The sequence below is a fragment of the Streptomyces sp. NPDC005483 genome (assembly GCF_040606035.1).
Classification (GTDB): Bacteria; Actinomycetota; Actinomycetes; order Streptomycetales; family Streptomycetaceae; genus Streptomyces.
Window position 1 is genome coordinate 191,459 of sequence record NZ_JBEXEA010000014.1, and the last position, 19,910, is coordinate 211,368.

At 70.7% G+C, this 19,910-nt stretch carries 17 protein-coding genes; 10 read left to right on the forward strand and 7 right to left on the reverse strand.

Features of this window, described 5'->3' with window-relative positions; genetic code table 11:
- The first annotated feature begins 82 nt into the window (after positions 1 to 82).
- The 4 genes from ABZT06_RS26770 (at position 83) to ybaK (ending at position 4,112) form a co-directional block, all read left to right on the forward strand.
- Entirely contained in the window at positions 83 to 1,669 is a 1,587-nt protein-coding gene (locus ABZT06_RS26770; protein ID WP_355745844.1) for an oxidoreductase, read from the forward strand.
- Positions 1,670 to 1,832: 163 nt separating this feature from the next.
- Positions 1,833 to 2,843 (forward strand): hypothetical protein, encoded by a 1,011-nt coding sequence (locus ABZT06_RS26775; RefSeq protein WP_355745847.1) that lies wholly within the window; start codon positions 1,833 to 1,835, stop codon positions 2,841 to 2,843.
- Positions 2,844 to 2,854: 11 nt separating this feature from the next.
- Positions 2,855 to 3,595 (forward strand): LON peptidase substrate-binding domain-containing protein, encoded by a 741-nt coding sequence (locus tag ABZT06_RS26780; RefSeq protein ID WP_355745850.1) that lies wholly within the window; start codon positions 2,855 to 2,857, stop codon positions 3,593 to 3,595.
- 16 nt (positions 3,596 to 3,611) lie between these two features.
- Complete coding sequence (gene ybaK, locus ABZT06_RS26785) at positions 3,612 to 4,112, forward strand: Cys-tRNA(Pro) deacylase (RefSeq protein WP_355745853.1); 501 nt, start codon at positions 3,612 to 3,614, stop codon at positions 4,110 to 4,112.
- A 281-nt stretch (positions 4,113 to 4,393) separates the two neighbouring features.
- Here the strand turns inward: ybaK and ABZT06_RS26790 are convergent, their stop codons facing one another.
- From ABZT06_RS26790 to ABZT06_RS26805, 4 genes are all read right to left on the reverse strand, one after another.
- A complete protein-coding gene (locus ABZT06_RS26790) occupies positions 4,394 to 5,086 on the reverse strand; it encodes an AAA family ATPase (RefSeq protein ID WP_355745856.1) in 693 nt (230 codons plus the stop codon).
- 34 nt (positions 5,087 to 5,120) lie between these two features.
- Entirely contained in the window at positions 5,121 to 5,945 is an 825-nt protein-coding gene (locus ABZT06_RS26795; RefSeq protein WP_355745859.1) for an ABC transporter permease, read from the reverse strand.
- Positions 5,946 to 5,974: 29 nt separating this feature from the next.
- Positions 5,975 to 6,949: an ABC transporter ATP-binding protein gene (locus ABZT06_RS26800; RefSeq protein ID WP_355745862.1), complete on the reverse strand. Its 975-nt coding sequence runs from the start codon at positions 6,947 to 6,949 to the stop codon at positions 5,975 to 5,977.
- Positions 6,950 to 7,054: 105 nt separating this feature from the next.
- Positions 7,055 to 8,272 (reverse strand): NYN domain-containing protein, encoded by a 1,218-nt coding sequence (locus tag ABZT06_RS26805; RefSeq protein ID WP_355745865.1) that lies wholly within the window; start codon positions 8,270 to 8,272, stop codon positions 7,055 to 7,057.
- A 223-nt stretch (positions 8,273 to 8,495) separates the two neighbouring features.
- Here ABZT06_RS26805 and ABZT06_RS26810 point away from each other — a divergent pair, with 223 nt between their 5' ends.
- Complete coding sequence (locus ABZT06_RS26810) at positions 8,496 to 8,660, forward strand: hypothetical protein (RefSeq protein WP_355745868.1); 165 nt, start codon at positions 8,496 to 8,498, stop codon at positions 8,658 to 8,660.
- Between the two features lie 93 nt (positions 8,661 to 8,753).
- Here ABZT06_RS26810 and dnaE read toward each other — a convergent pair whose 3' ends face one another.
- Positions 8,754 to 12,293, reverse strand: coding sequence for a DNA polymerase III subunit alpha (dnaE, locus tag ABZT06_RS26815; RefSeq protein ID WP_355745870.1), 3,540 nt, complete (start codon positions 12,291 to 12,293; stop codon positions 8,754 to 8,756).
- Between the two features lie 201 nt (positions 12,294 to 12,494).
- Between dnaE and ABZT06_RS26820 the strand changes: the two genes are divergently transcribed.
- The 4 genes from ABZT06_RS26820 (at position 12,495) to ABZT06_RS26835 (ending at position 17,254) form a co-directional block, all read left to right on the forward strand.
- The gene (locus ABZT06_RS26820) at positions 12,495 to 13,820 is read left to right on the forward strand and encodes a DUF2252 domain-containing protein (protein ID WP_355745873.1); all 1,326 of its coding nucleotides are present in this window, start codon (positions 12,495 to 12,497) and stop codon (positions 13,818 to 13,820) included.
- Positions 13,821 to 13,911: 91 nt separating this feature from the next.
- Positions 13,912 to 14,604 (forward strand): hypothetical protein, encoded by a 693-nt coding sequence (locus ABZT06_RS26825; protein WP_355745876.1) that lies wholly within the window; start codon positions 13,912 to 13,914, stop codon positions 14,602 to 14,604.
- Positions 14,605 to 14,698: 94 nt separating this feature from the next.
- Complete coding sequence (locus ABZT06_RS26830) at positions 14,699 to 15,514, forward strand: thioredoxin domain-containing protein (protein ID WP_355745878.1); 816 nt, start codon at positions 14,699 to 14,701, stop codon at positions 15,512 to 15,514.
- A gap of 84 nt (positions 15,515 to 15,598) precedes the next feature.
- Positions 15,599 to 17,254, forward strand: a complete 1,656-nt coding sequence (locus ABZT06_RS26835; protein ID WP_355745881.1) for an alkaline phosphatase D family protein — start codon at positions 15,599 to 15,601, stop codon at positions 17,252 to 17,254.
- Between the two features lie 7 nt (positions 17,255 to 17,261).
- On the opposite strand, the gene ABZT06_RS26840 is transcribed toward ABZT06_RS26835, so the two are convergent.
- Positions 17,262 to 17,831 carry a dienelactone hydrolase family protein gene (locus ABZT06_RS26840; protein WP_355745884.1) on the reverse strand — a complete coding sequence of 190 codons (570 nt, stop codon included), beginning with the start codon at positions 17,829 to 17,831 and terminating at the stop codon, positions 17,262 to 17,264.
- Between the two features lie 120 nt (positions 17,832 to 17,951).
- On the opposite strand from ABZT06_RS26840, the gene ABZT06_RS26845 reads away from it, so the two are divergent.
- On the forward strand, positions 17,952 to 19,070 hold the full coding sequence (locus ABZT06_RS26845; RefSeq protein ID WP_355745887.1) for a mechanosensitive ion channel domain-containing protein: 1,119 nt from the start codon (positions 17,952 to 17,954) through the stop codon (positions 19,068 to 19,070).
- A gap of 54 nt (positions 19,071 to 19,124) precedes the next feature.
- Here ABZT06_RS26845 and ABZT06_RS26850 read toward each other — a convergent pair whose 3' ends face one another.
- On the reverse strand, positions 19,125 to 19,865 hold the full coding sequence (locus ABZT06_RS26850) for an SDR family oxidoreductase (protein ID WP_355745892.1): 741 nt from the start codon (positions 19,863 to 19,865) through the stop codon (positions 19,125 to 19,127).
- Positions 19,866 to 19,910 lie beyond the last annotated feature (45 nt).

Genomic DNA, 19,910 nt, shown 5'->3' on the forward strand with positions numbered 1-19,910 from the left:
TTCACGTCTAGCGTTCGAGGGGTTACTCAGCGGGCATGAACGGTTGTACGAATCGCACGAGCCGCAAGGAGCTGGAAGAACCGTGACCGAGGGGGCCGGCATCCGGGGCATCCGCGACGGAGACCTGCCGGACGATCTCACCGCCGCCGAGGCCGGCATGTGGCAGGCCTTCCGCAACGGCACCGTGTACGACCTGAGCAGCGGCGACACCGTCGTCGACGATCCGCACGGCGGGCACCCCTGGGGCCCCGAGCGGACGGTACGCGCGCGGATCGTGTGCTGGCTGCTCCTGGACGGTCCGCCCGCGCTCGCGGGCCGGGTGTCGTCCTTGAAGCTCACCGGCGTGCAGATCAGCGGCACCCTGGACCTCGCGGGCGGCACGGTGGTGCCGTACCTGGAGATGAAGGGCTGCCGTTTCGAACGGGAGATCCTGCTGCCGGAGGCCCGTTTCACCACCGCGCGGTTCGTCAACTGCTCGGTCCCGCGCCTGGAGGCCGCCCGGGTGCACACGGAGGGCGATCTGCATCTGCCGCGCTGCCGGTTCCACAACGGCGTACGGCTGACCGACGCGCACATCGGCACGGACCTGCTGATGAACCAGGCGATCGTCTACCGCGACCGCAGCGGCCGTTCGATCGCCGCCGACGGCATGACCGTGGGCCAGGACCTCCAGGCCGAGCTCCTGGAGTCGCACGGCGAGCTGAGCCTGCGCAGCGCGACGATCGGCGTCTCGCTGAGCCTGCGCGGCGCCCGGCTGAACAACCCGTACAGCCGGCTCGCGCTGAACGCCCCCCAGCTGACCGTCGAGCGCACGCTGTACCTGACCCCGGCGGGCGTCGGCGCCTCCATGCTGAGCGGGGCGACTCCCGCGCGCGGGACGCGGATCCAGCGCTTCGAGTGCCAGGGCGGGGTACGGCTGGACGACGGGCGCTTCGGGGACGCCGTGGACCTGGAGCGGGCCCGCTTCGTCTTCACCGACGAGCAGGAGCTGTCACTGCGCCGCATCCAGGCGCCTGAGCTGCGCTTCCTCGGCGAGAAGCCGCAGCGCGGCAAGGTGGTGCTGTCGGGCGCGCGGGTCGGCAACCTCGTGGACCGGGCGACCGCCTGGCCGGGGCCCGGCAATCTGCACATGGGCGGCTTCACCTACGAGAACCTCGTGCCGCACGGCCCCTTCCCGCTCGCCGAGCGGCTGGAGTGGGTCGCGGCCGCGACCGCCGAGTACAACCCGGAGCCGTACGAGAGGCTCGCCGCCGTCCTGCGGGCCGGCGGCGAGGACGAGGACGCGCGCGAGGTGCTGCTCGCCAAGCAGCGCCGGCGTCGCGAGAGCCTGCCGCCGGCCGCCAAGCTGTGGGGATACGTGCAGGACTGGACGGTCGCCTACGGGTACCGGCCCGGGCGGGCCGCCGTATGGATGGCCGTGCTGTGGGCGGCGAGCTCCATGGCGTTCGCACACGCGAGCCATCCGCCACTCAAGGGCGGCGACCACCCGGCCTGGAACCCCGCCCTCTTCGCACTGGACCTGCTGCTGCCGGTGATCGACCTGGGGCAGGTCGGGTTCTGGCAGTTGCGCGGCGGCTGGCAGTGGCTGGCGGCGGCGATGGTCCTCCTCGGCTGGGTCCTGGCGACGACGGTGGCGGCGGGGGCCACAAGGCTGCTGCGGCGGAACTGACGGCCGATGTGAAGAATTCGGCAAGGCACCGGTGAGGACTGGTGAGACCGCTGGTCAGAGAGTTGTTGAACGGTCACCTTTTTAACGTCCCTTGACTCCGCGGCGTACAACTTTCCACGAATTGCCCGTTCGCACTGGCGCAGCCTTGACCAGCGGACTTTCAATGGTCGACACCATGGCTCTGCTGCCCCCCTTCATCCGCGCGTCACGGATGCCCCCCTTCCTCACCGGCGGACTGCCCGCCGACGACGAGGTGCTGCTCGACGCGCCCGACGACCGGCTCGCACCCGCGCTGGTCGCCGCCGGACAGGGCGGGTACGGGCGCGCGGCCGAGCTGCTCTCCGCGACCCGGGAGAGCGCCGCCTGGGAGCTGCGCGACCGGTACGTCCGACGGCTCTCCGCCTTCGCCCGCTCGCGCCCCGAGTGGTACGACGCCTGGCGCGCCGACGCTCCGTACGACCCGGACCAGCTGCTCCTCGCCGCCCAGCTCGGGGTGGACCGCGTGTGGGAGTCACCGGCCCGGGCGGAGCTGCTGCGCGAGGTGAGCCCGCTGATCACGGCCGCGGCGCGCGGCGAGGACCGCGACCCGGTGCCGTGGCGGATCGCGCTGGACCACGCGCGCGGCTCGCAGGCCGGGCACACCTACTTCGGCGAGCTGTGGGAGGCGGCCCTCAGGCGCGCCCCGCTGCACTACGGCTGCCACGTCGCCGCCCTGCGCTATCTGGCGGCCTCCTGGCGCGGCTCGTACCGCGAGTGCTTCGACTTCGCCGACCGGGCCGCGCAGGACGCCCCGCCCGGCTCCCTGATCCAGGCGCTGCCCGCGCGGGCGGCCCTCGCCTGCCTGACCGGGACCGGCGGCGAGGCGGTGCCGCGCGAGCGGCTGGACGCGGCGGCCGACCGGGCGATCGAGCTGTCCGCCACCTTCGCGCCGGCCGACCCCTGGCCCGCCGAGATCCGCAACAAGCTGGTGTACGTCCTGGTGCGCCTCGGCCGCTGGCCGGACGCCCTGGAGCAGCTGCGCCTGCTCGGCCCGTACGCGACCTCGTTCCCGTGGGGACGGGAGTCGGAGGACCCGCTGGGCCGCTTCCTGGAGGTGCGTGAGGAGGTCCGGCGGCACGCCTTGATCCATCCACGGAGTGGGCACGGGGGACGTGTCCGCTCCTGGGGCCATTAGGCTTTGGCGCCGTGACCACCGTGCGGCTCCCGCTCTTCCCCCTGAACACCGTGCTGTTCCCGGGGCTCGTGCTTCCTCTCAACGTCTTCGAGGAGCGCTATCGCGCCATGATGCGCGAACTGCTCAAGACCCCCGAGGAGGAACCGCGCCGGTTCGCCGTCGTGGCGATCCGCGACGGCCATGAGGTGGCGCCCAGCGCCAACGGCCTGCCGGACGGCACGGCCGTGCCCGACGGCGGCCCCGCGGCCGGCTTCGGTGACGACCCGGTCAAGGCGTTCCACGCGGTCGGCTGTGTGGCGGACGCGGCGACGGTACGGGAGCGGGCCGACGGCACGTTCGAGGTGCTGGCGACGGGGACGACCCGGGTCCGGCTGCTGTCCGTGGACGCCTCGGGCCCGTATCTGACGGCCGAACTGGAGGAGCTGCCGGAGGAGGCGGGCGACGAGTCCGGGCCCCTGGCGGAAGGCGTCCTGCGGGCCTTCCACCAGTACCAGAAGCGCCTGGCGGGAGCCAGGGAACGCTCCCTGTCGTCGGGCACGGAACTCCCGGACGAACCGTCGGTGGTCTCGTACCTGGTGGCGGCCGCGGTGGTGCTGGACACCCCCACCAAGCAGCGCCTGCTCCAGGCCCCCGACACCGCGTCCCGCCTCCGCGACGAACTGAAACTCCTGCGCGCGGAGACGGCGATCATCCGTAATCTTCCGTCGTTGCCGGCGTCGGACCTGACGCTCGGCCGGACGAGTCTGAACTGAGGCCGGAACCCGTCAGATGGCGAAGAAGTCGAAGAAGCAGCAGCCGGGGGGCACCCCCGCGACGGTGGCTCTGACGTCGGCGGGCGTGCCCTTCACGATGCACGCCTACGACCACGACCCCGCCCACCCCTCCTACGGCGAGGAGGCGGCCGAGGCGATGGGAGTCTCCCCGGACCGCGTCTTCAAGACGTTGGTGGCGGACGTGGACGGCGCCCTGACGGTGGCGGTGGTCCCGGTGGCGGGCTCCCTGGACCTGAAGGCCCTGGCGACGGCAGTGGGCGGCAAACGAGCGGCGATGGCCGACCCGGCCCACGCGGAACGCACCACGGGCTATGTCCGGGGCGGTATCTCCCCCCTGGGCCAGCGCAGGAAACTCCCCACGGTCCTCGACGCCTCCGCCTCCACCCATGACACGATCTGCGTCTCGGCCGGCCGCCGGGGCCTGGAGGTGGAACTCGCGCCGAAGGACCTGGCCGACCTCACTGACGCGGTCCTGGCGCCGATCGCCCGCGCGTGACCCCTCGACGGACCCCTCTTCCTCGGTTAAGCAGAAGGGGCATGTCGAAGAAAACACGGAAACGCAAATGGCGCACCAAGAAGGGCCACTCAAACCACGGCAGGCGCCCGGCGTAGGTCTAGGGAGCTTCTCTACGCCGGTCCGTACATCCAGCCCGTCCGGCGTTCGAGGACGAGGCCCTCAAGGGCCGATGGGGGGTCTGGGGGCGTAGCCCCCAGACGGGGCCGAAGGGGCGGCAGCCCCTGGGGATGGGACGGGTAGGGGCGGCGGGGGCGAAAAACCTACTGCACAGGCGCCCCGTACCCGTCCCCCGGAACCCCCGCCCCGTACACCGGCTCGGGATCCCGCGGCCCGAACAACGCCGTGAGCCCCAGGTGCACGACCAGCCCGGCGAACGACCAGGCCAGCAGCGCCCCCTTCGCTCCCAGCTTCAGCGGCGCGGAGAACGTGACCCCCTTGCCCACGGCCTTCGCATGGGCGATCACATCCGACGTGGGCCCGAGCCACGTCCCGACCCGCCACGCGAGCAAGGATCCCAGCACTCCCCCGACAGCCAGCCCCACCACCAGCGGCACCCCGCCCCGCCGCCGCCACAGGAACACGACGAGCGCGCTCACCAACCCGAAGGCAAGGGCCAGAAGAGTGAGGGTCCCGTCGACACCCACCGCCTGCTCCCCCTCGGTGTCCTTGAGATAGACGACCCAGTTCCCCTGTGCGTCCACGTCCCCGACCAGCGGCACATGCGGCGCCAGCCACCACCACAGCACCCCGAGCAGCACCCCGCCGAGCGCCACGGCGACCAGGATGACCGCGCCCTCGATCAGTTCGGTCTTCATCCCGGGCCCGCCCTGCCCGTACGGGGCTTCGGCAGGGGCCGCGGACCCTGCATCAGGGGCCTGCCACGCGTCGTGCGAGGACGGTTCGTGCGAGGAGGGTTCGTGCGGCGGCGGCGGAGGCGTCAACGGAGCGGTCACCCTGACATCGTGCCAGGCCCGCCTGTGCGGCGCGTCACCGGACGGCCGCCCGGCGATAGGCCCAGGTGGCGACGGCCAGCGAGACCACGCCCACGCACCCGCACACGGCGAGGTCACCGAGCACGAAGGCCCAGTCGGGATGCGGCCCGAAGGTCCGGGCGAACGCTTCGACGCCGTAGGTCGACGGCAGCAGATCCCGGGCGAACCGCACCGCCTCGGGCATCCGGTCGGCGGGCAGCACCCCCAGCAGCAGCGCGGCGGACATCCCGAGCTGGCCGAGCAGAGTCGCGAGCTCCGGCCGGGGCGCCAGCAGGCCGAGCGCGGCGCCGAGGCCCGCCAGAGCGGCGCCCGCCAGCGGGATCACCGCCACCAGGATCCACAGATGCGCCAGCGGCAGCCCGAACAGCACGCACCCGAAGACCGCGGTCACCACGGTCCCGGGCACGGTGAAGGAGGCGTACGCGCCCGCTGCGCCGAGCACCACGGCGGCGGGCGGCACCGGCAGGGTGGCGTAGTGGTCGAGCCCACCGCTCGCCCGCAGCTGCCCGAAGTACTGCGCGAGCAGATTGAGCGCGACGAAGGCCACGACCAGCACGGACGCCCCGGCGACCACGGACTGCGCCTCGCCCCCGCCGTCCACGACCCCACGCATCAGGATCATGATCCCGATCGACTGGAAGGTCGCCACGAACAGCAGCGGGATGCGCGCGACCCGGGCGCGGGACAGCTGTGCCCGGTACACGGCCGCCAGCGACGGCCACAGCCTCGCGCGGGGCCCTAGCTCGGCCGCCGCGCCCCGGCCCGTGTCCTCGGCGGTCAGGGCACCGCCCGGCAGAGCCCCGGCGGGTACGGCACTCACGTGGCTCTGCTCCTCTTCGCTCAGTGTGCTCACGCCTTCACCAGCCCCTGCTGCGCGGCCCCGCCCAGCGCGAGGTACACGTCCTCCAGGCTGGGCGTGGCGAGCGTGAAGTCGTCAAGGGCGGCGAACGCGGCCCCGCCGGTGACGGTGGCGACGACCGCGCGGGCCTCCTCGGGGGCGAGCCGCAGCGTCCAGCGGCGCCCGGCGGCCACGGCCCGCTCCTGGAGCGCGGCGACCTCGGGGACGTGCAGCGGGGCCGCCTCGCGCCACACGAGGTCGACACGGACCTCTCCGGCCACCTGTTCCTTGAGCCCGGAAGGCGTGTCGCAGGCGATCACGCGGCCCCGGTCGAGGACGGCGACCCGGTCCAGGACCGTCTCCGCCTCGATGACGTTGTGGGTGACGAGCAGCACGGTGGTCCCCCGCTCGGCCCGCCGCCGGTCCACGGCGGACCACACCGCGCGCCGCGCCACCGGGTCCATCGCGGTGGTCGGTTCGTCGAGCACGAGCAGCGGCCGTTCTCCCACGAGCGCCGACGCGAGGCACGCAAGCCGCCGCTGCCCGCCGGACAGCTTCTTCAGCGGCCGCCCGGCGATCGGCGTGAGCCCCAGCTCGTCGAGTACGGCGTCCCGCTCGGCCCGCGCCGTCCTGGCCTCCAGACCGCGCAGCCGGCCGGTGGTCTCGGCGGCGAGGGAGACGGTGAGCTCGTCGAGGGCGGTGGACTCCTGGCCGAGGTAGGCGAGGATCCGCGAGGCCCGGTCCGGGTGGCGCACGATGTCGTGCCCGAGGATCTCGACACTGCCGCGGTCGGGCCGCATCAGCCCGGTGAGCTGCCGTACCAGCGTGGTCTTCCCGGCGCCGTTCGGCCCGAGCAGCCCGAAGATCTCACCGCGCCGGATGTCCAGCCGTACGTCGTCGGTGGCCCGCACCTCGGGCGTCGCCGGGGTCCCGCGCCGTCCGCGCACCGCGGGATAGGTCTTGGTCAGTCCGCGCACCGCACACACGACATCCCCACTGTGTCGAAGTGCCGGTGCAGCGCGCGTACTCACAAAGGACGAGACTACGGGGTCGGGGAGCTTTGCTCGCCCTTGGGGCGCGGTATGTGCCCTTCACTCCCCGGCGGGGGCGTGCTCCGCCGCCGTCCGCACGTCGATCTCCCGCCAGAACCCGGCGCGGATCGCATAACGGTCGTGCTCGTCGATCTGGTCGTCCTTGTGCGCGAGCAGTCCGAACCGGGCCGCGTACCTGAGCAGTTCCCCGTCGATCCGGTGCGGCACCCGCGGGTACATCCCGGACAGCCGCTGCAGATGCGCCTGGTCCCCCAGCCGCTCCATCCACCGCCGCGCGAAGACCTGCCCCACCTCGAACGGGTCACCGCCCACCGTGGTGATGTCCTCCTCCCGGTCGGCCCACCGCTGCTCCGCCGTGGTCAGCTGCGCGAGCGTGGGCATGGAGGCGACCTCGGGCGGCTCGCCGGCACCGCCGGGCCGGTCGACCCAGCCCTTGTCGGAGGACCAGCGCAGGGTCGCGCTCGCGGGGTGCTGGGCGGGCTGGGCACCGGGCGCCCGCAGCGCGGCGAGGTCCTTGGGCGTCGGCACCCCCTTCGGCGCCGGCACCCGTTCCTGCGTGCCGTTCCCCGAGTCGGCCGCCGGGGCGTGCTCGCTCTCCTCGGATGTCCGCTCGGGGGCCTGGGAGAGCGAGGACTCGGGCAGTGGCGCCGAGAGGATCGCGGCGATCTCGGGCCGCGGCACGGGCGGCGGCGCGCAGACCCCGCCGACATCCTTCGCGCGGACGGCCTTGGTGATCCAGGCCCGGTCCAGCACCCGCCGCTCGTCCGCCTCGGCGACCAGGTCCTCCGACTGGTTGTAGTCCCCGTCCGCGGCCTGCACGGCCCACAGGTGTACGGCGACCCCGTGCTCCTTGGCGGCCATCATGCCCGGCAGCAGGTCCCCGTCGCCGGTGACGAGCACGATGTCGGAGCAGGCGCGGTTGCGGGCCAGCTCGGTGAGCTCGGCGTGCATGGCGGCGTCCACGCCCTTCTGGGCCCAGCGTCCGTCGCTGCGGGTCAGGGCGCCCAGCCGGACGGTGACCCGGGGCATCACGCGCAGTCTGCGGTGCTCGGGCTGCGGGACGCGGTCGGGGGCGCCGTCGAACCAGTAGATGCGCAGCAGGGGCCGTTCCGTGTCGGACTCGGCCCGGTCGCGCAGTCCCTGGACGAGGGCGGCGTGATCGACGGTGATACGGGAACGGGAGGGCTCCCCGGCAAGGAGACTGGCGGCGGCCCCCAGCAGATACCCGGCGTCCACCAGGACGATGCAGCGGTCCACGCGATCCACCCTCTTTCCGGGAGGTTTGCTTCGGGCTTCCTTCGAGTCTGCCCGACCACGCGGGGCTTAACGGCCCGAACTCGATCTTCGGCGTGGCGTTTCGGGGCATCGCCCGGCGACATCCCCTGTCACACACGGTAATTATCCGAAATGCGCCTCCTGTCAGCCTATGTGAATCTGATCCCGGCCCTGGCCCCTAGAACTCCCCAGGAGGCAGATCCCCATGGCCAAGAACAAGAAGCAGAACCGCAAGCAGCCGCAGTCCCAGCGTGCCGGGCAGGAGCCGCAGCAGTCCTCGATGGACGCACCGGCCGAGCAGCACGCCACGCAGGTGACGCCCGGCGATGTCGCCCGCAAGGGGCGGCAGAAAAGCTTCGGCCACAACTGACATGTGCATAAAGGGTTGTTGAGACCCGGGTACACGGAAGGGCGCACCCCGTCAGGAGTGCGCCCTTCCGCATGTCCGTGCCGCCCGGGCCGGTCAGCCTGCCAGGCAGGACGGTCCGAGCAGCACCTTCAGGTCGCCGAAGAGGGCCGGGTCCGGCTTCACGCGGTGCCGGTCCAGCCGCAGGACCGTGGTCTTGCTGGGCCCCTGGAGCCGGATGCGGACCTCGCTCTCGCCCTTGTGGTGGCTGAGGATCTCACCGAGCCTGCTGACCATCGGCGGGGTGACCTTCAGCGCCGGGATGGTGAGGATCACGGGCGCGTTGGTGCCCGCGTTGGACAGGTCGGGGACCTGGAGTTCCATCGCGACGAGGCGGGGCACGTCCTCGCGCTTGTCGAGGCGGCCCTTGACGAACACCACGGCGTCCTCGACGAGTTGGGTCGACACCAACTGGTAGGTCGCCGGGAAGAACATGCACTCGATGGAGCCGGCGAGGTCCTCGACGGTGGCGATCGCCCAGGCGTTGCCCTGCTTGGTCATCTTGCGCTGGAGGCCCGAGATGATGCCGCCGATGGTGACGACCGCGCCGTCGGCGTGCTCACCGCCGGTGAGCTGGGCGATGCCCGCGTCGGCCTTGTCGGACAGCACGTGCTCCAGGCCGAAGAGCGGGTGGTCGGAGACGTACAGACCGAGCATTTCCCGCTCCTGGGCGAGCAGATAGGTCTTGTCCCACTCCTCGGTGGTGAACTCCACGTCCAGCCCGAAGCCGGGCTCGCTGGTGTCCTCCTCGCCCATCCCGCCGAAGAGGTCGAACTGGCCCTCGGCCTCCTTGCGCTTGACCGCGACCACGTTGTCGATCATCGAGTCGAAGTGCGCGGTGAGGCCCTTGCGGGTGTGCCCCATCGTGTCGAACGCGCCCGCCTTGATCAGCGACTCCGTGGTGCGCTTGTTGCAGGCGACCGCCTCGACCTTGTCGAGGTAGTCGGGGAAGGAGGCGTACTTCCCCTTGGCCTTGCGGCTGCGGATGATCGACTCGACCACGTTGGTACCGACGTTGCGCACGGCTTCGAGCCCGAAGAGGATGACGTCGTCGCCCTGGGCGGCGAAGTTGTGCTCCGACTCGTTGACGTTCGGCGGGAGCACCTTGATGCGCATACGACGGCACTCGTTCAGGTAGACGGCCGACTTGTCCTTGTCGTCCTTCACCGAGGTGAGCAGCGCGGCCATGTACTCGGCCGGGTAGTTGGCCTTGAGGTACGCGGTCCAGTAGGAGACCAGTCCGTACGCGGCGGAGTGCGCCTTGTTGAACGCGTAGCCGGCGAAGGGGACCAGGACGTCCCAGAGGGCCTGGATCGCCTCGTCGCTGTAGCCGTTCTTCTTGGCGCCGGCCTGGAAGATGGTGAAGTTCTTCGCCAGTTCGTCGGGCTTCTTCTTGCCCATGACGCGGCGCAGGATGTCGGCCTCGCCGAGCGAGTAGCCGGCGATGATCTGGGCGGCCTTCTGCACCTGCTCCTGGTAGACGATCAGGCCGTAGGTGACCGCGAGAACCTCCTGGAGCGGCTCCTCCAGCTCCTTGTGGATCGGCGTGATCTCCTGGCGGCCGTTCTTGCGCTCGGCGTAGTTGATGTGGGAGTTCATGCCCATCGGGCCCGGCCGGTAGAGGGCCGAGACGGCGGAGATGTCCTCGAAGTTGTCGGGCTGCATCTGGCGGAGCAGCGAGCGCATCGGGCCGCCGTCGAACTGGAAGACACCGAGGGTGTCACCGCGGCAGAGCAGTTCGAAGGTCTTCGGGTCGTCCAGCGGCAGGGCGAGCATCTCCAGGTCGATGCCCTTGTTGGCCTTCACCATCTTGATGGCGTCGTCCATGATCGTGAGGTTGCGCAGACCCAGGAAGTCCATCTTCAGCAGGCCGAGCGACTCGCACTGCGGGTAGTCCCACTGCGTGATGGTCACGCCGTCGGTGTGGCGCACCCAGATCGGGGCGTGGTCGACGATGGGCTCGCTGGACATGATCACGCCGGCCGCGTGCACACCCATCTGCCGGACCAGGCCCTCGACGCCCTTGGCGGTGTCGATGACCTTCTTCACGTCCGGTTCGTTCTCGTACATCGACCTGATCTCGCCGGCCTCGCTGTAGCGCGGGTGAGAGGGGTCGGTGATGCCGTTCAGGTCGATGCCCTTGCCGAGGACGTCGGCGGGCATCGCCTTGGTGAGCCGGTCGCCCATCGCGTACGGGTAGCCCAGCACGCGCGCGGAGTCCTTGATCGCGTTCTTCGCCTTGATCTTGCCGTAGGTGCCGATCATGGCGACCTTGTCGGCGCCGTACTTCTCGGTCACGTACCGGATCACCTCGACGCGCCTGCGCTCGTCGAAGTCGATGTCGACATCGGGCATGGAGACGCGCTCGGGGTTGAGGAACCGCTCGAAGATCAGACCGTGCGGGATCGGGTCGAGGTCGGTGATGCCCATGGCGTAGGCGACGATCGAACCGGCCGCGGAGCCTCGGCCGGGGCCGACCGCGATGCCGTTGTTCTTGGCCCACATGATGAAGTCGGCGACCACGAGGAAGTAGCCCGGGAACCCCATCTGGATGATGACGTCCATCTCGTACTCGGCCTGCTTCTGGCGGTCCTCGGGGATGCCGCCCGGGAAGCGGCGCTCCATGCCGCGGCGGACCTCCTCCTTGAACCAGGTGACCTCGGTGTAGCCCTCGGGGATGTCGAACTTCGGCATGAGGTTCTTGGCCTCGAACATGCCCTCGGTGTCGACCTGTTCGGCCACCAGGAGGGTATTGCGGCAGCCTTCCTGCCAGGCGTCCGAGGAGTCGACGGCGTACATCTCGTCGGTGGACTTCAGGTAGTAGCCGGTGCCGTCGAACTTGAAGCGGTCCGGGTCGGAGAGGTTCTTGCCGGTCTGGATGCACAGCAGGGCGTCGTGGGCGGTCGCCTCGTGCGCGTACGTGTAGTGCGAGTCATTGGTGACCAGCGGGGGGATGCCGAGCTTCTTGCCGATCTCCAGGAGGCCGTCGCGGACCCGGTGCTCGATCTCGATGCCGTGGTCCATCAGCTCCAGGAAGTAGCGGTCCTTGCCGAAGATGTCCTGGTACTCGGCGGCGGACTTCAGCGCCTCGTCGAACTGGCCCAGGCGCAGGCGCGTCTGGAGCTCGCCGGAGGGACAGCCGGTGGAGGCGATGAGCCCCTCGGACCACTGGGAGATGGTCTCCTTGTCCATGCGGGGCCACTTCTGCAGCCAGCCCTCGGCGTACGCGTCCGAGGAGAGCTTGAAGAGGTTGTGCAGACCGGTCCTGTTCGCCGCCCAGATCGTCTTGTGGGTGTAACCACCCGAACCGGAGACGTCGTCCCGCTTCTGGTGCGGCTGGCCCCACTGGATCTTGCGCTTGTTGCGCCGGGACTCGGGCGCGACATACGCCTCGATCCCGATGATCGGGGTGACCCCGGCCTTCTTCGCCGAGTGGAAGAAGTCGTACGCCCCGTGCAGGTTGCCGTGGTCGGACATGGCGATGTGGGTCATGCCCATCTCGTTGCACGCGTCGAACATGTCCTTGAGCCGCGCGGCACCGTCCAGCAGGGAGTACTGGGTGTGGACGTGCAGGTGCGTGAACGGCGGCTTTGACACGGCATGGCCTCCATGGAAAACACTCGACGACAGGCGGGCGGACGGTGGGGGACAGCGTCGAAGTCTATGCCTCTGCACTGACACTCAGGGGCCCGCCCCGCGTACCTTCACAACGAGGGTCGCGGGCACTTTCCCCGGGGCCCGCCCGTTGGAGAGACGACAGAAACGCTGTCGTACAGATGTACCAGGAGGCACCCCGCGATGTCGGTTCCGCAGCTCAACGACGAGCACCGCGGCGAGGAGATTCTCGCTGTCTTCGACACCGCCTTCGGCGAGCTCCTGGCCGCCGATCCGGCAGCGTTCCGCGTGAAGTTCCGGAAGATGGCGGCCTCGGCGTTCGCGTTCTACCGCGGTACGGCCTGCCTCTTCTACCACGACCTCGACGCGGAGAAGAGGGGCGGCCCGTACCTGGACGAGCGCACCTCGCGCGTGTGGATCCACGGCGACCTGCACGCGGAGAACTTCGGCACGTACCTGGACGCCAACGGCCGGCTGATCTTCAACGTCAACGACTTCGACGAGGCCTACGTCGGCCCCTTCACCTGGGACCTCAAGCGCTTCGCCGCCTCCGTCGCGCTGATCGGGTACGCCAAGGCGCTCGGCGACGATCAGATCACCGAGCTGGTGGAGGTGTACGCGGGCGCGTACCGCGAGCGGATCCACGCCCTGGCCACCGGCGCCAAGAGCGACGAGGTGCCGCCCTTCACCCTGGACACCGCCCAGGGCCCACTCCTGGACGCGCTGCGCGACGCCCGCTCGCTGACCCGCTTCGGCCTCCTGGAGTCGATGACGGAGATCCGCGACTTCGAGCGCCGCTTCGCGCCGGGCGGCGGTTCCATCGAACTGGACGCCGCCACCCGGTACAAGGTGCTCGCGGCCTTCGACGGCTACCTGGAGACCCTCCCGGAAGCATCCCTGGCCCGTCCGGACTCCTACCGCGTCAAGGACGTCGTCGGCCGCCGGGGCATCGGCATCGGATCGGCCGGGCTGCCGTCGTACAACATCCTGCTCGAGGGGCATACCGACGCCCTGGAGAACGACGTGGTGATCTACATCAAGCAGGCCCAGACCCCGGCCGTCTCCCGGCACATCACCGACCCGGCGATCCGGGACTACTTCCAGCACGAGGGCCACCGCACGGTGATCTCCCAGCGCGCCCTCCAGCAGCACGCCGACCCGTGGCTGGGCTGGACCGAGCTGGGCGGCGCGGGCCAGCTCGTCGCCGAGATCTCGCCGTACGCCGTGGACCTGGACTGGGGCGACATCGACGACCCGGAGGAGATCGCGGGGGTCGTCGCCGACCTCGGCCGGGCCACGGCCACCATGCACGCGGCGGCCGACGACACCTCCGGCGAGTCCCTGGTGCCCTTCTCCACCGAGCGGGCCATCGACGCGGCGATCGCGGCCGACGAGGACGGCTTCGCGGGCCTCCTGGTCGACTTCGCGCACAGCTACGGCGCACGCGCGCGTGCCGACCACCAGACCTTCGTCGACCTGTTCCGCAACGGCCGTATCCCCGGCCTGTGACAGGCCCCATACCGCTGTCGATAACGATAGGGCCGCTGACAGGGACTCTTTAGGGGTCCCTTACAGGCCCGCGTGACACACTCTCCACGCTATGGACATATCCGGGACCCCGCTACGAGCGCTCCGCGCGGCGCTGTTCACGGCACTCGTCGTGACGCTCAGCACCGCGTCGCACGTGCTGCTGTCCCGGGCTCCCCTGCCGCTCAACACGGTGGCGGCGGTCGCCGTCGCCGTGTTCGCGCTCTCCTACGCGCTGGCCGGCCGGGAGCGCGGCTACGGGCGGATCGCCGCCGTGCTGATCCCACTGGAGCTCGCCGCCGACACCGTCTTCACCACCGGCCAGCACGTCTGCTACGGCGCCGCGGGCGGCCCGGTGGCGGGTCCGCTGCGCTCGGTCGGCTGGGACGTGTTCTGCGGTGACGGCACCCGCGTCGGCTCACCGCTGGCCCGGATGACCGGCACCGACCCCGGCCGGCTCGGCGGCCTGCTCGCCCACGCCCATCCGCAGACCGCCTGGCTGCTGCTGGGCGCCCACGTCTGCGTCGGCCTCCTCGCGGCCGCCTGGCTGCGCCGCGGTGAGCGGGCCCTGGCCCAGCTGCTGCGGGCCGTGGCCACCACGACCTTCCGGCCGCTGCTGCTCGCGGCCGCCGCGCTGACCGTGCGGTCGGCGCCGGAACCGGCCCGTCCGGTGCGCCCGGGCCGCCGTACGGCCGCCGTACTCGACGAGATCCTCGTGCACTCCCTGGGACGGCGTGGACCGCCGTGCTCGGCCGCTGCCGCCTGAGCCTCACGCTCGCACAGCATCTGAGCGCCACCAGTCCCGACCCACGTATCCCCGCACACGACGTGTGCGCGTCCCCTTGATGGAGAACACCACCATGAGCAAGCGGAACAGCCAGGCCTCGAAGACCGCCGCCCGCGAGCGGCTGCGGCAGGAGCGCGAGCGCCAGGCCAAGCGCGACAAGGTCAAGCGGCAGGTCATCGTCGCCTGCTCCGTGGTCGGCGTCCTGGCGATAGCCGGCGGCATCGGCTACGCGGTCGTCCAGAACAACAAGCCCGGCTACTGGGAAGCGGCCAAGGACGACAAGCTCGTCAAGCCGGCCAACAGCACGGGCACCAACGGCACGACGGTCGTCATCGGCAAGAGCACCGCCAAGAAGACCCTGGTCATGTACGAGGACCCGCGCTGCCCCGTCTGCGCCCAGTTCGAGCAGACCGTCGGCTCGACCGTCGACAAGGACGTCGAGGACGGCAAGTTCAAGATCCAGTACGTCGGCGCCACCTTCCTCGACGGCAACCTCGGCGGCGAGGGCTCCAAGAACGGCCTCAGCGCCCTCGGCGCCGCGCTGAACGTCAGTCCGGAGGCGTTCCTCAAGTACAAGACCGCGATGTACTCCACGAAGTGGCACCCCGAGGAGAGCGGCCCGGACAAGTTCAAGGACGACTCCTACCTCATCAAGATCGCGCAGACCGTCCCGGAGCTGAAGGACAACAAGACCTTCCAGAACGCCGTGAAGAACGGCACCTACGACAAGTGGGCCCTGGACATGTCCGAGAAGTTCAACAAGGACGGCGTCACCGGCACCCCGACCCTGAAGATGGACGGCAAGACGCTGACCGGGTCCGACGGCAAGAGCGCGCCGATGACCGTCGCCGACTTCAACACGGCGCTCACGGCGGCCCTGAAGGGCTGATCCCCACACTCTTCGGGCAAAGAGCGGGCGAACTTTCACGAGTTCGCCCGCTCTCGTTCATACCGATCAGTAACCTGATCGTCCGTGACTAGCAGACAGAGCACAGCCGGGAGCAACTCCCTTTCCCCGCGCCGCCGTACGGTCGTCAAGGCCGCGGCGGCCACCGCTGTCCTGGGTGCCCCGCTCGCCGCCGCCTGGCCGGCCGGCGCGGTCGAGGCACCCGCCTTCCTGCACGGCGTGGCCTCCGGCGACCCGCTCCCGGACGGCATCCTGCTGTGGACCCGGGTGACCCCGACCGCCGAGGCCGTACCCGGTTCCGGGCTCGGCCCGGACACCGAGGTCGGCTGGGTCGTCGCCAGGGACAAGGGCTTCACGAGCGTCGTCGCCAAGGGTTCCGTCACCGCGACCGCCGCCTCCGACCACACGGTCAAGGCGGACGTGCGCGGCCTCGCCCCCGCGACCGACTACTGGTTCCGCTTCTCGGCCGGCGGCACCGACTCCCCGGCGGCGCGTACCCGCACCGCGCCGGCGGCGGACGCGGCCGTGGCGAACCTCCGCTTCGGCGTGGTCTCCTGCGCCAACTGGGAGGCCGGCTACTTCTCCTCCTACCGCCACCTCGCGGCCCGCGGCGACCTGGACGCCTGGCTGCACCTGGGCGACTACATCTACGAGTACGGCACCGGCGACTACGGCACCCGCGACACCGTCGTACGGCAGCACGCGCCGACCCACGAGATACTCGCCCTCGCCGACTACCGGACCCGGCACGGCAAGTACAAGACGGACCCCGATCTCCAGGCCCTGCACGCGGTCGCCCCGGTCGTCGCGATCTGGGACGACCACGAGTTCGCCAACGACGCATGGTCGGGCGGTGCGGAGAACCACACCGAGGGCACGGAGGGTGCCTGGTCGGCCCGTCAGGCCGCCGCCAAGCAGGCCTACTTCGAGTGGATGCCGGTGCGTCCGGCGCTCGCGGGCACCACCTACCGGCGGCTGCGCTTCGGCAAGCTCGCCGACCTCTCGCTGCTCGACCTGCGGTCCTTCCGCTCGCAGCAGGTCGCCGTGGGCAACGGCTCGGTCGACGACCCGGACCGCACGATCACCGGCCGGGCCCAGCTGGACTGGCTCAAAGCGGGGCTGAAGTCCTCCGACACGACCTGGCGGCTGGTCGGCAACTCCGTGATGATCTCGCCGTTCGCGATCGGCTCGCTCTCCGCCGACCTGCTCAGGCCGCTCGCCGAGCTGCTCGGTCTGCCGAAGGAGGGCCTCGCCCTCAACCCCGACCAGTGGGACGGCTACACGGACGACCGCCGTGAACTCCTCGCCCACCTGCGCTCCAACGCCATCCGCAACACCGTCTTCCTGACCGGTGACATCCACATGGCGTGGGCCAACGACGTGCCGGTGGACGCCGGCACCTACCCGCTGTCGGCCTCGGCCGCCACGGAGTTCGTCGTCACGTCGGTGACCTCCGACAACCTCGACGACCTCCTGAAGGTCCCCGAGGGCACGGTCACCGCGCTCGCGGCGCCGGTCATCCAGGTCGCCAACCGGCACGTCCACTGGGTCGACACCGACCGTCACGGCTACGGCGTGCTGGACATCACAGCCGACCGGGCGCAGATGGACTACTACGTGCTCTCCGACAAGACCAAGGCGAACGCGACCTCGTCCTGGGCGCGTTCGTACCGCACGCGGACCGGCACGCAGAAGGTCGAGCGGACGTACACCCCCGTCTAGGCCGGCGCTAGAGGGTCTCCAGGAAGCCGAGGGCCACCCGCCAGGTGGCCTCGGCGGCCTCCTCGTCGTAGTCCGGCAGGCCAGGGTCGGTGTAGAGGTGACCGGCGCCGGCATATCGGTAGACCTCCACGTCAGCGCCGGTGCGGCCCATCTGGAGATACCAGGCGCTCAGCCAGTCGTCGGTCTCGAAGGGGTCCGGCTCGGCCACGTGCAGCTGGACCGGCAGTTCGTCCGCGGTCGCGTTCGGCGCGATGTCGGACGTGCCGTGCAGGAGCAGGAGTCCGCGGGCCTTCTCGTCGCCGAGAGCGAGGGTCTGCGCGATCGAGGCGCCGAGCGAGAAGCCGGCGTAAACAAGGCCGCGTTCGGAGTAGGGCGCGGCGGCCAGGACGGCCCGCTTGAGCAGTTCGTCCTTGCCGATCTCCTCGTTGAAGGCCATGCCCTCCTCGACCGTCTCGAACGTACGCCCCTCGAAGAGGTCCGGCGTCCACACCTCGTGTCCGGCCTCCCGCAGCCGGTCGGCGGCCTGACGGACGGCGGGCCGGAGGCCGTAGGTCGAGTGAAAGAGCATGATGTTCATGAGGCCATGGTGCCAGCCCGCACCGACAGCGCCGTTTCCGCGGGCACGTCGGCGGCCGTACCCACTTCGGGGCAGAAGTCACATGTTCATGACTCCCCCGGGCCGGTTAGGTTCGGGGTCATGGAGAACGTACTCCGCCCACTGATCGTGGTCGGCGGCTCACTACTGCTCACGCTGCTGATCGGGTGGGCCACCGACCGACTGCTGCGCAAGGCCGACGACCGTCACAGCGAGACCCCGCTGTGGGGTCTGCTGCGTCGTGGCCGCATCCCTTACATGCTCGTGCTCTGCGCGGCGATGCTGAGAGGGGCGTACGACGAGGCGAGGGTGCTGGAGCGGCACAGCGCCGGCATCGGGCAGACGCTGACCCTGGTTCTCATCGGGGCGACCGCCTGGCTGGTGATCCGGATCGCCGCCGCCGTCGTGGAGACGACCTACACCCGCTACGCCCGCGCCCACCACGACGCCGCCCGGGTCCGCCGGGTGCGCACCCAGGTGACGCTGATCACGCGTGTGGTCACCGCGGTCGTCGGCGTGATGGCGGCCGCCGCGATGCTGCTGACGTTCCCGGCCATGCGCGCGGCCGGTGCCTCACTGCTGGCCTCGGCCGGAATCCTCGGCATCGTCGCCGGTGTGGCCGCTCAGTCGACACTCAGCAACATGTTCGCCGGGCTGCAGATCGCCTTCGGCGACATGGTGCGCATAGGCGACACCGTGGTGGTGGACGGCGAGTGGGGCACCGTCGAGGAGATCACGCTCACGTTCCTGACGGTACGGACCTGGGACGAGCGCCGGATCACCATGCCGGTGTCGTACTTCACCTCGAATCCGTTCGAGAACTGGTCGCGCGGCACCCCGCAGATGACCGGCATCGTCTACTGGCACGTCGATCACACGGCCCCGGTGGACCTGATGCGCCGGCGGCTGCGGGACATCCTGCGCGAGTGCCCCGCCTGGGACGGCCGCGACTACGGCCTCGTCGTCACCGACACCACACCGAACACCATGCAGGTGCGTGCCCTGGTGACCGCCAAGGACGCCGACGACATCTGGACGGTACGGGTCACGGTCCGCGAGCAGATGATCCGCTGGCTGACCGACAACCACCCGTACGCCCTGCCGCGGGTCAACACGGCGGACGCGACGCCGGCGCCGGGGTTCCGGTCGAGGAACGGCCACCGACCGGACGGCAACTCCGACGGCGTGGCCGCCGAATCCACCTGGGCGGGCCGCGGCTGACGGTCCGTCCTGGCGCCGGTGACGGTATCCGCCGTCACCGGCGCCCGCGCCTCGTCACCGCCCCCGCTCGGTCCCGCCGTTGACCTGGATGATCTGTGACGTGACGTGCCCGGCCCCCGGTGACGCCAGCCAGTGCAGCGTGGCCGCGATGTCCCCCGGCCTTCCCGCGCGCCCCGTCGAGGTGTCGTTGATGAGCCGTTCGCGCCGGGCCGGGTCGATCGCCTCGCCGAAGAACTCGGTGTCCTCGACATACCCCGGCGCCACCACGTTCGCCGTGATCCCCCGAGGCCCCAACTCCCGGGCCAGATCATGGGCGTACGGATGCAGCCCCGCCTTCGCCGCCCCGTACGCCCCGCTCCCGGACCCCCGGTACGCGGCGATGGAGCTGACGAACAGCACCCGGCCGCCCGGTGAGGCGAGCAGTTCCTTCAGCCCCTCGGTGAGCAGCGCGGCGGTCAGCAGATTGAGACGGAAGTTCACGGTCCAGTTGTGTGCGACGGCGTCGAGCGGATCGGTGCTGTCTGCGGGCGGTTCGAGCCGGCCGGTGCCCCCGGCGCTGTGGATCAGTACGTCCACGGCCCCCAGTTCACGCTCCACGAACCCGACGACCCCGCGTACCTGGTCGACGTCACCGAGATCGGCGGCGTACGTCAGCGCCCCGGGCACCCCGGCCTTCTCCAGCACCTCGGCGCGCCGCCCGAGCAGCAGCACCCGGTCCCCTTCCGCGGCGAACACCTGCGCCGCCGCGAGCCCGATTCCCGTACCGCCACCACTGATCACCACATTGCGAGCCATAGCTGGACCCTACGAGCACACCGTCGGCCGACTCACCCCGATTTA

What these genes read in the sequence shown, in the direction of transcription:
- ABZT06_RS26810 (WP_355745868.1), top strand. Translation starts at nt 8,496, where the DNA reads ATGGCCAAGAACAAGAAGCAGAACCGCAAGCAGCCGCAGTCCCAGCGT.
- ABZT06_RS26830 (WP_355745878.1), top strand. Translation starts at nt 14,699, where the DNA reads ATGAGCAAGCGGAACAGCCAGGCCTCGAAGACCGCCGCCCGCGAGCGG.
- ABZT06_RS26820 (WP_355745873.1), top strand. Translation starts at nt 12,495, where the DNA reads ATGTCGGTTCCGCAGCTCAACGACGAGCACCGCGGCGAGGAGATTCTC.
- ABZT06_RS26840 (WP_355745884.1), bottom strand. Translation starts at nt 17,831, where the DNA reads ATGAACATCATGCTCTTTCACTCGACCTACGGCCTCCGGCCCGCCGTC.
- ABZT06_RS26850 (WP_355745892.1), bottom strand. Translation starts at nt 19,865, where the DNA reads ATGGCTCGCAATGTGGTGATCAGTGGTGGCGGTACGGGAATCGGGCTC.
- ABZT06_RS26825 (WP_355745876.1), top strand. Translation starts at nt 13,912, where the DNA reads ATGGACATATCCGGGACCCCGCTACGAGCGCTCCGCGCGGCGCTGTTC.
- ABZT06_RS26845 (WP_355745887.1), top strand. Translation starts at nt 17,952, where the DNA reads ATGGAGAACGTACTCCGCCCACTGATCGTGGTCGGCGGCTCACTACTG.
- ybaK (WP_355745853.1), top strand. Translation starts at nt 3,612, where the DNA reads ATGGCGAAGAAGTCGAAGAAGCAGCAGCCGGGGGGCACCCCCGCGACG.
- ABZT06_RS26775 (WP_355745847.1), top strand. Translation starts at nt 1,833, where the DNA reads ATGGTCGACACCATGGCTCTGCTGCCCCCCTTCATCCGCGCGTCACGG.